12 protein-coding genes are annotated in these 14,853 nt (G+C 64.5%); 6 read left to right on the top strand and 6 right to left on the bottom strand.

Annotated elements, in window-relative coordinates:
- The first annotated feature begins 115 nt into the window (after window positions 1–115).
- From G559_RS0118825 to G559_RS0118815, 3 genes are all read left to right on the top strand, one after another.
- Window positions 116–1,396, top strand: coding sequence for a glycerate kinase type-2 family protein (locus tag G559_RS0118825; protein ID WP_028629733.1), 1,281 nt, complete (start codon window positions 116–118; stop codon window positions 1,394–1,396).
- Window positions 1,386–2,801: a pyruvate kinase gene (gene pyk, locus G559_RS0118820; RefSeq protein WP_028629732.1), complete on the top strand. Its 1,416-nt coding sequence runs from the start codon at window positions 1,386–1,388 to the stop codon at window positions 2,799–2,801. Before G559_RS0118825 ends, pyk begins: the two co-directional genes overlap by 11 nt.
- A gap of 144 nt (window positions 2,802–2,945) precedes the next feature.
- On the top strand, window positions 2,946–3,854 hold the full coding sequence (locus tag G559_RS0118815; protein WP_051246770.1) for an urea transporter: 909 nt from the start codon (window positions 2,946–2,948) through the stop codon (window positions 3,852–3,854).
- A 279-nt stretch (window positions 3,855–4,133) separates the two neighbouring features.
- On the opposite strand, the gene G559_RS0118810 is transcribed toward G559_RS0118815, so the two are convergent.
- The 6 genes from G559_RS0118810 to recQ form a co-directional block, all read right to left on the bottom strand.
- A complete protein-coding gene (locus G559_RS0118810; RefSeq protein WP_051246767.1) occupies window positions 4,134–6,257 on the bottom strand; it encodes a FimV/HubP family polar landmark protein in 2,124 nt (707 codons plus the stop codon).
- A gap of 271 nt (window positions 6,258–6,528) precedes the next feature.
- Window positions 6,529–7,932, bottom strand: coding sequence for a DHA2 family efflux MFS transporter permease subunit (locus tag G559_RS0118805; protein WP_028629729.1), 1,404 nt, complete (start codon window positions 7,930–7,932; stop codon window positions 6,529–6,531).
- Complete coding sequence (locus tag G559_RS0118800) at window positions 7,932–8,366, bottom strand: MarR family transcriptional regulator (RefSeq protein WP_028629728.1); 435 nt, start codon at window positions 8,364–8,366, stop codon at window positions 7,932–7,934. The genes G559_RS0118805 and G559_RS0118800 overlap by 1 nt, the downstream gene beginning before the upstream one ends.
- Before the next feature lie 78 nt (window positions 8,367–8,444).
- Complete coding sequence (locus G559_RS0118795; protein WP_028629727.1) at window positions 8,445–9,461, bottom strand: DUF2804 domain-containing protein; 1,017 nt, start codon at window positions 9,459–9,461, stop codon at window positions 8,445–8,447.
- Between the two features lie 87 nt (window positions 9,462–9,548).
- Window positions 9,549–10,661 (bottom strand): GGDEF domain-containing protein, encoded by a 1,113-nt coding sequence (locus G559_RS0118790; protein WP_051246779.1) that lies wholly within the window; start codon window positions 10,659–10,661, stop codon window positions 9,549–9,551.
- A gap of 164 nt (window positions 10,662–10,825) precedes the next feature.
- Window positions 10,826–12,949 carry a DNA helicase RecQ gene (recQ, locus tag G559_RS0118785; protein WP_028629725.1) on the bottom strand — a complete coding sequence of 708 codons (2,124 nt, stop codon included), beginning with the start codon at window positions 12,947–12,949 and terminating at the stop codon, window positions 10,826–10,828.
- 144 nt (window positions 12,950–13,093) lie between these two features.
- Here recQ and G559_RS0118780 point away from each other — a divergent pair, with 144 nt between their 5' ends.
- The 3 genes from G559_RS0118780 to lapG all read left to right on the top strand — a co-directional run bounded on the left by G559_RS0118780 (window position 13,094) and on the right by lapG (window position 14,852).
- The gene (locus tag G559_RS0118780; RefSeq protein ID WP_028629724.1) at window positions 13,094–13,681 is read left to right on the top strand and encodes a UPF0149 family protein; all 588 of its coding nucleotides are present in this window, start codon (window positions 13,094–13,096) and stop codon (window positions 13,679–13,681) included.
- A 12-nt stretch (window positions 13,682–13,693) separates the two neighbouring features.
- Window positions 13,694–14,095 (top strand): YbaN family protein, encoded by a 402-nt coding sequence (locus G559_RS0118775; protein WP_036997579.1) that lies wholly within the window; start codon window positions 13,694–13,696, stop codon window positions 14,093–14,095.
- A gap of 61 nt (window positions 14,096–14,156) precedes the next feature.
- Window positions 14,157–14,852: a cysteine protease LapG gene (gene lapG / locus G559_RS0118770; RefSeq protein WP_051246764.1), complete on the top strand. Its 696-nt coding sequence runs from the start codon at window positions 14,157–14,159 to the stop codon at window positions 14,850–14,852.
- The last annotated feature ends 1 nt before the right edge of the window (window position 14,853 follow it).

Here is a 14,853-nt window from a genome sequence, read left to right as displayed (position 1 = left end):
GCGGAGTTTACGAGCGGTAAATGAGCAGTCCGAAGCCATTTCTCAACGCAGTTATTCCGACGCGCAGCCGATCTTGAGCGGGTTCCAACAAGAATCCAGCGCCCCGGAGCCTGCCATGCCCCTCGATCCCAAAGCCTTCCTGCGCGACCTGTTCGCCACCGCCATCGCCGCCGCCCACCCCCGCCAGGTGCTGGCTGATCACTTACCCGCCGATCGCTCCGGCCGCGTCATCGTCATAGGCGCCGGCAAGGCCGCTGCCGCCATGGCCGAAGTGATCGAACGTGAATGGCAAGGCGAAATCTCCGGCCTGGTAGTGACCCGCTACGGCCATGGCGCCAACTGCAAGAAGATCGAAGTGGTCGAGGCCGCCCACCCAGTGCCCGACGCCGCCGGCCTGGAAACCGCCCAGCGCGTACTTGAGCTGGTGAGCAATCTCAGTGAGTCCGACCGGGTGATCTTCCTGCTCTCGGGCGGTGGTTCTTCCCTGCTCGCCCTGCCCGCCGAAGGCCTGACCCTGAAAGACAAGCAGGCCATCAACAAGGCCTTGCTGAAATCCGGCGCCGCGATCTCCGAGATGAACTGCGTGCGCAAGCACCTCTCGGCAATCAAGGGCGGCCGCCTGGCCAAGGCCTGCTGGCCGGCCACCGTCTACACCTACGCGATCTCCGACGTACCGGGTGACGAGGCTACGGTGATCGCCTCTGGCCCGACCGTGGCTGACCCGACCACGTCAGCCGAAGCCCTGGCAATCCTCGCCCGCTACGAGATTGACGTACCGGCCCACGTGCGCGCCTGGCTGCAGGACCCGCGCTCGGAAACCGTCAAGCCGGGCGACCCTTGCCTTTCCCGCAGCCACTTCCAGTTGATCGCCACCCCCCAGCAGTCCCTGGATGCCGCCGCCGAGAAAGTCCGCGCCGCCGGCCTCACCCCGCTCATCCTCGGCGATCTGGAAGGCGAATCCCGCGAGGTGGCCAAGGTTCATGCTGGCATCGCCCGCCAAGTGGTGCTTCACGGCCAGCCGATCACGCCGCCGTGCGTGATCCTCTCTGGCGGTGAGACCACCGTGACCGTACGCGGCAACGGCCGTGGCGGGCGCAACGCCGAGTTTCTGCTCAGCCTGACCAACACCCTGAAGGGCCTGCCCGGCGTCTACGCACTGGCCGGCGACACCGACGGCATCGACGGTTCGGAAGACAACGCCGGCGCCATCATGACCCCGTGCAGCTTCGGCCGCGCGGCCAAGCAAGGCCTTTCCGCCAGCGACGAACTGGACAACAACAACGGTTACGGGTATTTCGCCGCCCTCGGCGACCTGATCGTCACTGACCCGACCCGCACCAACGTCAACGACTTCCGCGCCATCCTGATTCTCGAGAGCCCTGAAAATGACGCCTGACAAGAAAGTAAAAATCCTCGCCACCCTCGGTCCGGCTATCAAAGGAATCGACGACATCCGCCAACTGGTGGAAGCCGGCGTCAACCTGTTTCGCCTGAACTTCAGCCACGGCGAGCACGCCGACCATGCCCAGCGCTATCAGTGGGTGCGTGAGGTAGAGCGTCAGCTCAACTACCCCATCGGCATCCTGATGGACCTGCAAGGTCCGAAGCTGCGCGTGGGCCGCTTCGCCGACGGCAAGGTCAACCTCGAGCGTGGCCAGGCCTTCCGCCTGGACCTGGATAACACCCCGGGTGACGCACGCCGGGTCAACCTGCCGCATCCGGAAATTATTGAAGCCCTGGAACCCGGCATGAACCTGCTGCTGGACGACGGCCGCCTGCGCCTGCAGGTGACCGCCAAGCACGCCGATGCAGTGGAAACCGCCGTGATCGCCGGTGGCGAACTGTCCGACCGCAAAGGCGTCAACGTGCCGGAGGCCGTACTGCAACTCTCGCCGCTGACCGCCAAGGACCGTCGTGATCTGGACTTCGGCCTGGAGCTGGGCGTGGATTGGGTGGCCCTGTCCTTCGTGCAGCGCCCCGAAGACATCATCGAAGCCCGCGAGCTGATCCAGGGGCGCGCCTTCCTCATGGCCAAGATCGAGAAGCCGTCCGCCGTGGTGCACCTGGAAGAGATCGCCCGCCTCTGCGACGCCATCATGGTTGCCCGCGGCGACCTGGGCGTTGAAGTGCCGGCCGAGAATGTGCCGCGCATCCAGAAAGACATCATCCGCACCTGCCGCCAGCTCGGCCGGCCGGTGGTGGTGGCCACCCAGATGCTGGAATCCATGCGTTTCTCCCCGGCACCGACCCGTGCCGAAGTGACCGACGTGGCCAACGCCGTGGCTGAAGGCACCGACGCCGTGATGCTCTCCGCCGAGACCGCTTCTGGCGACTACCCGCTGGAAACCGTGCAGATGATGAGCAAGATCATCCGCCAGGTGGAGAACGGTCCGGACTTCCAAAGCCAGCTCGACGTCAGCCGCCCGCAGGCCGAAGCCACCTCCTCGGACGCCATCAGCTGCGCCATCCGCCGCATCAGCAGCATCCTGCCGGTGGTTGCCCTGGTGAACTACACCGAGTCCGGCAGCTCCAGCCTGCGCGCTTCCCGCGAGCGGCCCAAGGCGCCGATCCTCAGCCTGACGCCGAATCTCCACACCGCGCGTCGCCTGACCGTGGCCTGGGGTATCTATTCGGTCGTCAACGAACGCCTGCACAAGGTCGAGGAAGTCACCAGCACCGCGCTGGAGATCGCCCAGGCCCAGGGCATGGCCAAGCGTGGCGACACCGTGGTGATCACCGCTGGCGTGCCGTTCGGTCAGCCGGGCAGCACCAACAGCCTGCGGATCGAAACCCTGAACTGATGTAAAGCACCCCGAGCGACGGGGTCCAAAGAGAACCCGCGCTCCCCGCACCGGCCCCGATGCCGGGCGTTAACAGAAATCCCATCTGGCCACGGCCAGTTAGTCGGCGCCCTTTCACCGGGGCGCCTCTTTTTTCAAGCTGCCATGTACCGACTGCCTCTACGACCCGAAGTCCGTAGCTGGGCGACTGCCCAGTTGAACGGTTTTAGCCAGATTTTCCTCCAGCGCCACCCTGCTTGCGGCGCGCTGATCCTGCTCGCCATTGCCGTTGGCGCCCCCAACCTGCTGGGCGGTGCCCTGCTCGGCGGTGCCGCTTCCTGGCTTACGGCCGTGCGCCGTCGCTTTGCCCCTGAAGACATCGAGGCCGGACTCTACGGCTACAACGGTGTCCTGCTCGGCCTACTGCTCAGCGCCCGCTTCGAGCCTTCGCTCTACCTCGCGCTGCTGATCCTCTGCGCCAGCGGCCTGTCCAGCCTGCTGCTCAACCCCCTGCTCAAGGCGACGCGCCAACATAATTGGCTGCCGGCCTACACCTCGCCTTTCGTCGGCCTCGGCTGGCTGTTGCTGACCCTGAGTGGCCCGCTGGAGCTGACGCCAGCCCTTGAAGCCGCCGCAACGCTGCAACCCGGCTGGATCAACACGGCGCTGGCGTTCGTGCGGGGCATCGGCCAGGTAATGTTCCTCGACCAACCCCTCGCCGGAGCCCTGGTGCTGGGCGCGCTCTTCCTTGCCGGTTGGCGGGTAGCGCTCTGGGCGCTGCTGGGCTCGATTACCGCGCTGGTTCTCGCCTTGCTCCAGGGCATGCCGATGCAGGCGGTACTGGGTGGCCTGTTCAGCCTGAATGGCGCGCTGATCGCTTTGGCCCTGGGCAAGGATTTGCGCCGTCCCTGGTGCGCCCTCGCCGGCATCCTGCTGGGTGTCACGCTGCAACCCGGTTTCGAGGCCATCGGCCTGCCAGCCATGACCGCCCCTTTCATCCTTGCCTGCTGGTTGGTATTGGCCACCAAGCGGGTGATCGGGCTGGCACAGCCTGCACCGTCGCGGACGTCGTAGGGGCGAATTCATTCGCGATGTCGGCGTTAGCTGTTGCGAGAGATTCACCATAGGGCCAAGAGCTTGTAGGAGCTGGCTTGCCAGCGAAACGCGGCCATTCGCTGGCAAGCCAGCTCCTACGGGCAATGCAGCTTCTTGCAACACGCACCAATTCATTCGCCAGGCTGGCCGGAGCGCTGCCCATCGGGAGCCCTGCATGGACTGCATTCGATCGTTGGAATCTCCCCGAATGAAGAAGCCCGGATCAAGTCCGGGCTTCTTCATTCAGGCTGAGGCGTTTCAGGCAATCTTCGCGAGTAGGTCGCGCGCTTCCTGTTTCTGCTGATCGTCGCCTTCGCTGATGACCTCGTTGAGGATGCTGCAGGCCGCTTCGATATTGCCTTGCTCGATATAAGCCAGCGCCAGATTGAGCTTGATGAGGTTCTCCTGGCGAGCATCCAGCTTGTCCAGATCGTCCAGGCTGGCGATAGGGTCGACGAACTCGGCGGTGAGTTCGTCCAGGCTCTCCGCCTGGGCGAGCTCCGGCAGCTCACCGAACGGGCTGAGCGTGTCGGCATCCAGGGTCAGCTCGTAGACTTCCGGCAGCTCCTGGAGATTGGTGGGGAAGCCCACGTCGTCGTCCACCGTCGGGAAGGCCTGGACCACAGACGCCTTGCGCTTGGGTTCTGCGGTCTTGAAGGGGCTGACCTCTTCCCAGTCGGCATCCAGCGGATAGCCGTCGAAGTCGGCTTGCAGGCCATCGATTGGCTCGTTGCTCGCTGCTGCCAGTGTCGGTGTGGCTTCTTCCAGCACGAATACGGGATCTGTCGAAGCAGTCGCCGACGCCACGCCGGCGTAGCGGGCACGAATGGTGGCCAGTCGATCTTCATCCGCGTGCAGCTCGCGCAGGGCCGCCTCTTCAAGGGTGAAGGCCACCGGCTCACGCAGTTCGCCAAGCACTTCCAGCAGGCGATAACGCAGCTCCAGGCGTTGAGGCTCCTGGGCGACAGCCGGGCGCAGTACGGCCAGGGCTTCCCGCCAGCGGCCATAGGCGATGTAGATGTTGGCGCCCTCCAGGGCATCGGAGTGGGCCTTGGCACTGGGCACCGAGACGACCTGCAACGGCGCAACGGCAGCCTGGGCGAATACCGGAGCAGGGGCGGCCGGTTGCACGTCCTGATGACGATGCTGGAAGGCCACCTTGGCCTTGCCTGTGGTCTGGGCTTCTTCCAGCTCCTGCTCCTGGGCTTCGCGACGGGAGCGACGCAGCAGCACCCAATCCAGCAGGAACAACAGAACCAGGCCGGACACCATGATCGCCCACCAGAAGGGGCTGATGCCGGAGCTGTTTTCCTGCACCGGCATCGGCGCGGTTTGCTCGGCGGCCTGGGCGGAAGGGATCATTGCGGGAGCCGGGGACGGCTGGACTTGCGGTGCCTCGACAGCTGGAGCGGTGGTGATTTGCTGGACCTGGGTCTGCAATGCCGACATCTGCTGATCGCTGCCACTCAATTGCTGTTGCATGGCGTCAAGCTTGGCCTGCAACTCAGCAATATGCTGGCGCAGTTCAGCGCGCTCGGCGTCACCCTCGGCAATGCTGGAATCTACCCGCTGTTGGGCCTGGGTCAACGCTTCCAGGGTCGGACCGGACGGTGCCACGACAGCAGGGACTAGCGCCTCGATCGGTACGGCCGCCGGGATTGTGGCGACAGGTGCCGGGGCACTGGCCAGCACGGCGCTATCCGGCAGCAGCAGCGACTGGCCGGCATGGAGCAGGTTGATATCACCACCGGGGAAAGCCTGGGGATTCAGGGCGTAAATGCCGTCCAGCATCTGCTGCTGGGTCACGCCACTGCCCGAACTGAGTCGCTTGGCGATCAACCAAAGGCTGTCACCCCGTGCAACCTGGTAGGACTTGCCCTGGGTGGCCGCAGGGGCCGGCTTGGGTTGTACCGGCGCCACGCTCGAGGTTGCGACAGGCACCGCGCGAGCTGGGTTGATCGGCGCCGCATTGGCGGTATAGGCGGAACCGGGCGGGTCCAGCAGCAAGGTGTATTCGCGCAGCAGCTTGCCATTGGGGCGGGCCACTTCGACGATGAAATTCAGGTAGGGCTCTCGGACCGGCTTGTTCGACACCACACGGATGCGACTTCCCGAGCCACGGATCACCGGGCTGAAGCGCAGGTCGTTGAGGAAGATGAAACGGTCGACACCGGCACGCTCGAAATCGTCGGCGGACGCCAGCCTGACCTTGATCTCGCTGTCATTGAGGTCGCCGACCTCTAGCAACTCGATTTCGGCATCCAGCGGTTGGTTGAGGGCGGAGTGCAAGGTGATTTCGCCTAGCCCCAGCGCGGGCACCAGGCCTGAATAAAGTGCAGAGCCAGATGCAAGCGTCAGAAGGAGCTTGTGAACCCTTGCCATACGTCCTCCCCGGTCATTCGCACTCACGAATCACGCCTCTGATGTCCCGCCCGGGCATCCTCGAAACGTCGTGAAAACCTTGACCTCAAAACAACAATGATAGCGGGATGCCGCTCCCTATCCATCCCACTCAAGACCCATGGCACCGGGCTTCTCGCTCCCTTGCCCGTCGTAATGGCAGCTGGCCACAGACCTGCGTTGTAGCTTACTCCACAATCCACAGAATTTCGCTATTGGGCTTGACAAATTTTTCGTCGTGCGATTTGCAACCTCACTTCCTTGCAGGACGCACGCCTCGCGCCGGCACTACCGCCAGGAGGAAAAGCAGCGCAACCAGCCAGAAACTCTGCTCGAACGCCAGCGCTTCGGCCACGGCATCGCCGCCTCCGGCGGTGTGGCGCCACTCCAGGAAGAAGGTAAGCAGGTTGACCCCGAATGCGCCTCCCAGCTGACGAACGAACGTGATGGCGCCGGCGCCCAGGGCCAGTTCTTCCGGACTGAGGACATCCAGCGCCCCTGTGCTCATGGCCGGCAGAAGCAACCCGAGCCCAAGCCGGCCGACACAGGCCCAGCCACAGAGCGCCAGGAAGGATGTCCCCTCCCCCATCAGACCCAGTGCGGCCGAAGAGAGCGCGAACACCAGCAGGCCCACGACCAGCATGAAAGCAGCCGACAGACGGTCGCTGGCCCATCCACCGAGAAAGGATGCCAGCCCCAGCACAACGCCGGTCGGCAACAGCAGCAGACCGGCCTGACCCGCGCTGTAACCCTCCACGGTTTGCAGGAAGAGCGGGATCAGGTAGGTAGACCCGTACAACCCCAGACCGAGCACCAGGGCGACCCAGCTGGCGTTGCGGAACGCAGCATGACGCCAGAGCTGCAGTGGCAGCAAAGGCTTCTCGCAGGCACGGCTGCGGTGCAGGAAAGCCGCGGCACATACCAGGCCGAGCGTCCCCGTCAACCAGGTGCTCGGCGCCAGCCAGCCAAAGCGCTGGGCCTCGGCCAGTGCGCCGAGCAGGGCGAACAGTGCGATGCAAAGGAGGGCGAATGCCCGCAGGTCCACGCCGGGTGTATTGCGGTCGCGAACACTGGGCATCAACCATTGCGCGCCTATTAGCGCCAACAAACACAGCGGCAGCGGCAGCCAGAACACCGCGCCCCAACCGAACTGGTCGATCAGATAACCGCCAATGGTCGGCCCCAGCGTCGGCGCCACCATGATGCCCAGCCCATAGATCCCCAGGGCTAGGCCACGGCCACCCTCGGAATAGACGCGGAAGATCAGCACCATCGCCAGTGGCTGGATGATGCCGGCACAGGCCCCCATGACAATGCGCAGCGCAATCAGCTGCCAGGCAGAAGTAGCCACCAGCGCCAGGAGCGACGCCAGGCCAAACAAGCCGAGTCCGAGCTGCACCGTACGCCGTGCCCCCAGCCGCGCTTGAAACCAGGCCGCCAGCAGCAGGCCAGCCGTCATGGCGGCGAGGAATCCGGTGGCAAGCCATTGCGCCAGCGGCCGGCCGATGTCGAAGTCGTCCATGATCGCCGGCAGTGCGACGTTGATACTGGTGGAAGCAAGGATCATCGCCATGCTGCCGAGCATCAACAAAGCCAGTAGCCATTGCGGATAGCGGGCACCGAAGCGCCCGTGCAGCGCCTCAAGGTCCTGCCCCATCAGAAGTTGTCCAGGTTCGCCAGTATCCGCGCGTGAACCTGCTGGCAATGGCGCAATTCTTCTTCGTCGATACCGGCGAAGAGCTCCTGGCGCAATTGGCTGGAGATGGCTTCGATCTTCTCGATCAACGGGCGAGCCGGCGGGCACAGGGCAATCTTCTTCGCCCGGCGGTCCTCGATGACGGCCATGCGCTGAATCAGGCCCTGAGCTTCGAGGCTGTCCAGCAGGCGAGCCAGGGTCGGGCCTTCGACGCCGACGCTCTTGGCCAGCTCGCGCTGGGTGGGCAACTCTTCAAAACGGGATAGGTGCAGCAGCACCAGCCAACGAGCCTGGGACAGCCCGAGGCCGGCGAGACGACGGTCGAGCTCGGCGCGCCAAGCGCGAGACATCTGCGCAAGCTGCATAGCGAAACGGTGTTGATCGGGATAGGACATCGAAATTGACTCGGACTTCTTATACTAATAATTAGCCAGCTAATCATAGCCGAATGCCGCGAGCAAGCCCCCCCTGCCCTACCACTTCACATACTGGTCCTCGACGAAACCCCACATACGCTCGATTCGCACCGGCGGACGCCCGATCGGCCGCAGGGTGCCGCTGAAGCAGCCGAACACCTGCTTGAAATTACTTGCAATGAAACCGAGGTTCAGCCGCTCCTGATGCAACCCTGCCCCCTCGAAAGTCAACGCCACCTGGCCGTCATGCGAGGCGATGGTCCAGGCCTTGAGGGGCTGGTCACGATCGAAGGCGAAACGCACGGAATCGACTTTGAGCAGCTCCCCATCCAGCCAGAAACAGTTCTCGGTAAAACTGGTCTCGTTCACCCCGCACGACAGGTTCAGTCCAACCCGTAGCCCATCGGCCAGGCCGGACAGGCAGGCCCAGTTCCAGTGGGTTTCCGGGCGCATATAGCCGGCCGACCAATCGTGGTGGGCGTAGGCGCCGATCTGCCCGAGATCGAAGTTGCCCAGGACACTGTTCACCTGCCCCCGGCAGGTGACGCCCGCCACCTTCTGCGCATATACCCAACCGTCCACCGCCGTCGGCGTGCAGATGCACATGGGCTGGAAGGCAGGCTCCCGCTCGCTGAATCGCGCGTCGATGCGAGTGCCGTCATCCAGCTCCACCAGAAGCCGCTTCTCCCCCGTATCGCCACGATTCTCCAGGCGCAGCAGGTTGCGGCCCTGGCGTAGCTCGCAGACACCCTCGTCCGGCGTCTGGGAAAACGAGGTGCCCATCCCCAGCGGCAGCTTGAATTGGCGCTCGATCATGCGCCCACTGGCCGGATGGAAGAGATAGACGAAGCCGACACCCGCCAGGCTCAGGTCGGCCAGGGCGCAGCCGCCGATCAATTCGTTGCTGAGCAGGCCGAAGTACTGGAATTGGTGGAAGCGACGCCACTTGGCCAGCGCACCGCGGCGGCGCCCCATGGGCGAGCGAAAGTCGAAGTCGCGGTAGTTGATGACGCCCGGTGCGGCGGGAAAGATGCCGTAATGCGGTCGGCCATCGGCCTGGATCAGCTTGTCCATGCAGGTCGCTCAAGGCGGGAGGAGCGGCGATGCTAGCACCGGCCGCGGCCTTGGGCAGTCACGGCGCGCGCCATCCGGAGCGACTATCTATGCCACGACCCGGTTACGGCCGAAAGCCTTGCCTTCATAGAGCGCACGATCCGCGTGTTCATACAGCTCGTAGAGCTTGCCCAGGGGCATGCCTGGAATCGGATGAATGCAGGCAACGCCGATGGACATGGTCAACACCGGCGCGGTGGGTGACGCCTCGTGGCGAATGGACTGGCCCTCCAGCGCCGCGCGCAGTGTCTCGGCGCAGCGACGCGCCTCCTGTTCGCCGATGTCATAGAGCAGCACGGCAAACTCCTCGCCTCCCAGACGCACAGCCATGTCCAGAGGCCGGCGCGCGGTTCCTTCCAGCACCCGGGCCACTTGCTGCAGTACCTGGTCACCGGCCTGGTGGCCGTAGCGGTCGTTGTACGCCTTGAAGTGGTCAACGTCGCAGAGCAACAGCGCCAGCCCGTGCTTTTCGCGCTGGGCCTGGCGCCACAGGCGCTCCAGCTGACGATTGAAGCTGCGGCGGTTATGGAGACCGGTCAGGCTGTCATGATCCGCCAGGACCCGCATCAGGCGGCTGATAAGGAAGTGCTCGCGAGACTTGAATTCCAGCAGGTAGCAACCGACGGCGCCCGCCACATTGCCGAACAACAGGAACAACAGGTTGTTGATCAATCGCGGCCAGGGCAGCCCGGCCCAGAGCTCCAGGCCCACATAGGCCAGCAGGATCACCAGCGAAACGCCCAAGGCCTCCACCAGCCGCAGCCCCACCAGGAAATAGGCAGCCATGCACACCAGCACCAGCCCTTCATAGGGGAATGACGGATCGCTGCGATGGGCGATGGCTACCACCGCACCGGCGCCTATTCCCAGAGCACCGATACAAACCAGGCTCAGCGGCGCCAGCAAGTTGCGGTGGCGGCGCTGGAGCATCAGCACGCCGCACACCAGCAACAAGCCCAGCACGCCCAGTCGCACGGCCAGCATCCACCAGCGCTCCTCGCTGCTGATCAGATAGAAATCGAGCACGGCGAACGCCAGCCAGATCAGCAGGCCGACGCCAAGGGCAATGCGCTTGAGATCGAAATTCTCTTCAAGGAAATAGTCGCGGTACTCACGCTCCAAGGAGGGCGAGAAACGCAGATGCCGAAACCCCAGGGCCATTTGATCGGCATAGGGATTGGGGCGGACGTCATTGAGCCAGGCAGTATTGCTGTAGGACACGTCTACCTCTTCTGTCGGAGGCCTCTGACGCACATTAGCCGGTCGTGCGCGGCGTCACAAGTTTGTCGCTTTATCCCGCCATTTTTACGTCAAGTTCGAACCGATCAGGTCTCGAATTCCGCCTGCAGGGCCGCCCGCACGCAATGCAGCACGCCATCAGGCACCCGGCCTGCGAAAAGCTCGGCCACTTCTGCCACCGGCGGCAGCTCACCTTCGCCGTCCAGGAAGGCATCCTGGATCTCGCCCAGCAGTTCCTCCGGCAGGTCCAGCGCCTGCTCCAGACTCAGTTGCTGGTTGCCGATGGTCTCGGCCAGCAGGCTGTAGACATTCTTCTCGCTGCAATTGAGCTGACGGGCGATCTGCGCCGGGGTCATGCCCGCACGAGCCAGGCTCACCAACTCGTGGCGCAGGTCGGCAACGGCCGGCGGCGCTTCTCCGGTACCGCTCAGTACCTCGAGGAAGGCCTCTCCATAGCGTTCCAGCTTGCGCGCACCCACACCGCTGACCTGGGCCATCTCGGACAGGCTGCGCGGCTTGCTGCGTAGCATCTCCAGCAAGGTCGCATCGGGGAAGATGACGTAGGGCGGCACGCTGTGTTCTTCCGCCAGCTTGCGGCGCAGCGTACGCAGGGCTTCCCACTGCTCGCGCTCCTCGCCCCGCACCAGTTGGCTGGCAGCGCTGGCGGTTGGTTTGGGTGCTTTGGTCGACAGGTCGCGGCGCAACTCCAGTCGCACCTCGCCGCGCAGCAGCGGGCGACAAGCCTCGGTCAACCGCAAACCGCCGAAGCCTTCCAGGTCCACATCGGCCAGGCCGCGGGCGACCAACTGCCGGTAAAGGGTTCGCCATTCATTCTCGGACAGACTCTTGCCCATGCCGAACACCGACAGGTGCTGGTGGCCAGAGGACCTCACCTTTTCGTTGTCACGCCCCAGCAACAGGTCGACCAGATGGCCGACGCCATAGCGCTGGCCGCTGCGGTAGATAGCCGAGAGCGCCTGGCGCGCCGGTTCGGTGGCATCCCAGGTCTGTACGCCGTCGGTGCAGATATCGCAGTGGCCGCAGGGTTGGGGCAACTCCTCGTCGAAGTAGGTCAGCAGTGCCTGGCGGCGGCAGCGGGTTTCCTCACAGAGCGACAGCATGGCGTCCAGCTTGTGCTGTTCGATGCGCTTGTGGCGTTCGTCACCCTCGGAGTTGCTCAACATCTGCTTGAGCAGCAGCACATCCTGCAGGCCATAGGCCATCCAGGCATCCGCCGGCAGGCCGTCGCGGCCGGCGCGACCGGTTTCCTGGTAATAGGCTTCGAGGGACTTGGGCAGGTCCAGGTGGGCAACGAAGCGCACGTTGGGTTTGTCGATGCCCATGCCGAAGGCGATGGTGGCGACCATGATCAGCCCTTCCTCATTGAGGAAGCGCTTCTGGTGAAACGCCCTCAGGTCGTTGGGCAGGCCCGCGTGATAGGGCAGCGCAGGGAATCCCTGCTCGGACAGGAAGGACGCCACCTCCTCCACTTTCTTGCGCGACATGCAGTAGACGATGCCGGCATCGCCCCGCCGCTCGGCCAGGAAGCCCAGTAGCTGCTTGCGCGGCTGATCCTTGGCGACGATGCGATAGAAGATGTTCGGCCGGTCGAAGCTGGACAGGAAACGCTCGGCGTTCTGCAGGTGCAGGCGCTGGACCATCTCCTCGCGAGTACGCATGTCGGCGGTGGCGGTCAGCGCCATGCGCGGGACATTGGGGAACAATTCGGCCAACTGGCCGAGTTGCAGGTATTCCGGACGGAAATCGTGCCCCCACTGGGATACGCAGTGGGCTTCGTCGATGGCGAACAGGCCGATCTGCAGCCGCTGCAGGAATGCCAGCATTCGCGGCTGCACGAGGCGCTCAGGCGCGAGGTAGAGCAGTTTGATCTCGCCCCGGCGAATGCGATCGGCGATCTCCCGCTGGGCTTCAGCGGTCAGCATGGAGTTCAGCGCCACGGCCGGCACACCCAGTTCATCCAGGGTGGCAACCTGGTCCTCCATCAGCGCGATCAGCGGCGACACCACCACCGTCAGGCCCTCGCGCAGCAGCGCCGGCACCTGGTAGCAGAGCGACTTGCCGCCGCCGGTGGGCATCAGCACCAGGGCATCGCCACCCGACGCCACACGTTCGATGATCGCGGCCTGGTTGCCACGGAAAGCGTCGTAGCCGAATACGTCTTTGAGGATGCGCAGTGCCTGATCGAGCATGGGGGTCTCCGGAACAAGCCGCGCATTATACGTCAGCCGCACCGGCAAGATGGCCACGCCCATCGCCCATCGCGCGTGCCTTTTGCCGCGGACCTCGCACTCGACTAGAATTCAGCGTCGTTTATCCCTCAAGGTAGTCCCACGATGTCCTTCGCTGCGCAATTGTCCCGCCTGCAAGCCTTTCTCGACGCCGATGACCTGCACGAGGAGGCTCTGGACTATGTGGCCACCCACGGCTACCTGACCGCCCTGTCGATCTGCCCGGACCAGGTGCCCGAGCGTGAATGGATCGACGCCCTGTTCGCAGAGCCGCCGCACTACCGCAGCGACGCCGAGCGCGAAGAGATCGAAACCACCCTGCTGGCCCTCAAGGCCCACATCGCCCGCCAACTGGCCAGCGATGAAGACCCCGAACTGCCGTGCGACCTGGACCTGGGCAGTGACCCGGACGACTCCGACCTGCGCGGCTGGTGCATCGGCTTCATGGAAGGCGTGTTCCTGCGTGAAGAAGCCTGGTTCGAGAACGCCGAGGAAGAAGTCAGTGAACTGCTGCTGCCGATCATGGTGGGCTCCGGCCTGTTCGACGAGCAGCCCGAGTTCGCCGACATCGCCAAGGACCGCAACCTGGTGGACGAGATGATCGAGCAGATCCCCGAACTGCTGACCGCCCTCTTCCTGCTCTGCAACGCCCCGGAAGAAAAGCCCGCCCTGCTCAAGCCCCGCCACCACTAAGGCCAGGCGCGCATGGCGCACAGCGATATCCAGCAGCAGCGCCACCCGGCGCTGCGCATGGTCCTCCTGATCATCGGCTGGCTCAGCGTTGTGCTGGGCGTGATCGGCATTTTCGTGCCGGTGCTGCCTACCACGCCCTTCCTGCTGCTCGCCGCGGCCTGCTTCGTACGCAGCTCGCGGCGTTTCTACCTCTGGCTGGTGGAACACCCGAAACTCGGGCCCTGGATTCGCGACTACCTGGAAGGCCAGGGCATCCCCCTCAAGGGCAAGGTCTACGCCCTGGGCCTGATGTGGACCAGCATCACCCTCTCCTGCTTCCTCGTGCCCCTGCCCTGGGCCCGTGGCTTCATGCTCACCAGCGCCGTGCTGGTCAGCGTCTACATCCTTCGCCAGAAAACCCTGCGCAGCCACTGAAGCCCCGGCAGATCGCCGATTTCCGCCTAGACTCTGAGCATCCTGGGCGGAGAGACGGCTGATGCGGCAACGGTGGGCAGCAAAGGAACTGCGGAACCCCTCGTGGCTGGCATGGCAAGGCGGCTGCCTGCTCGCCGGTTTGCTGCTCTGCCTGGCCAGCGTGCTGGCCAACTGGGACTTCGAGCTGATCCTGCAGAACGCCTCGAAACGCTACGGCGACCTCGGCCCGGCCAAGGCGCGCATTCTTGCCTGGAGCGAGCTGATCCAGGGCAGCGCCGACCTGCCCGAGGCCGACAAGCTCAGCGCGGTGAACCGTTTCTTCAACCGCCAGATCCGCTTCACCGACGATATCCGCACCTGGCGCGAGAACGACTACTGGGCCACCCCGGTCGAGGCCCTGGTGAAGGGGGCAGGCGACTGCGAGGACTACTCCATCGCCAAGTACTTCACCCTGCGCCGGCTCGGCATTCCCGCCGAGAAGCTGCGCATCACCTACGTCAAGGCCCTGCGCCAGAACCAGGCGCATATGGTGCTCACCTACTACAAGACCCCGACCGCCGATCCCCTGGTGCTGGACAACCTGATCGGCGAGATCCGTCCCGCCTCCCAGCGCACCGACCTGCTGCCGGTGTATGCCTTCAATGCCGAGGGCCTCTACACCGGCGCCAAGCGCGCCGGTGATACCAAGAAACTGTCGCGCTGGCAGGACCTGTTGAAAAAGATGCGAGCCGAGGGCTTCGCCATTGGAGAGGGTTAGT

This window comes from Metapseudomonas resinovorans DSM 21078 (genome assembly GCF_000423545.1).
Lineage (GTDB): Bacteria > Pseudomonadota > Gammaproteobacteria > Pseudomonadales > Pseudomonadaceae > Metapseudomonas > Metapseudomonas resinovorans.
Note: the sequence above shows the minus strand (reverse complement) of the source record. Positions and strands in the feature narration are given on the sequence as shown.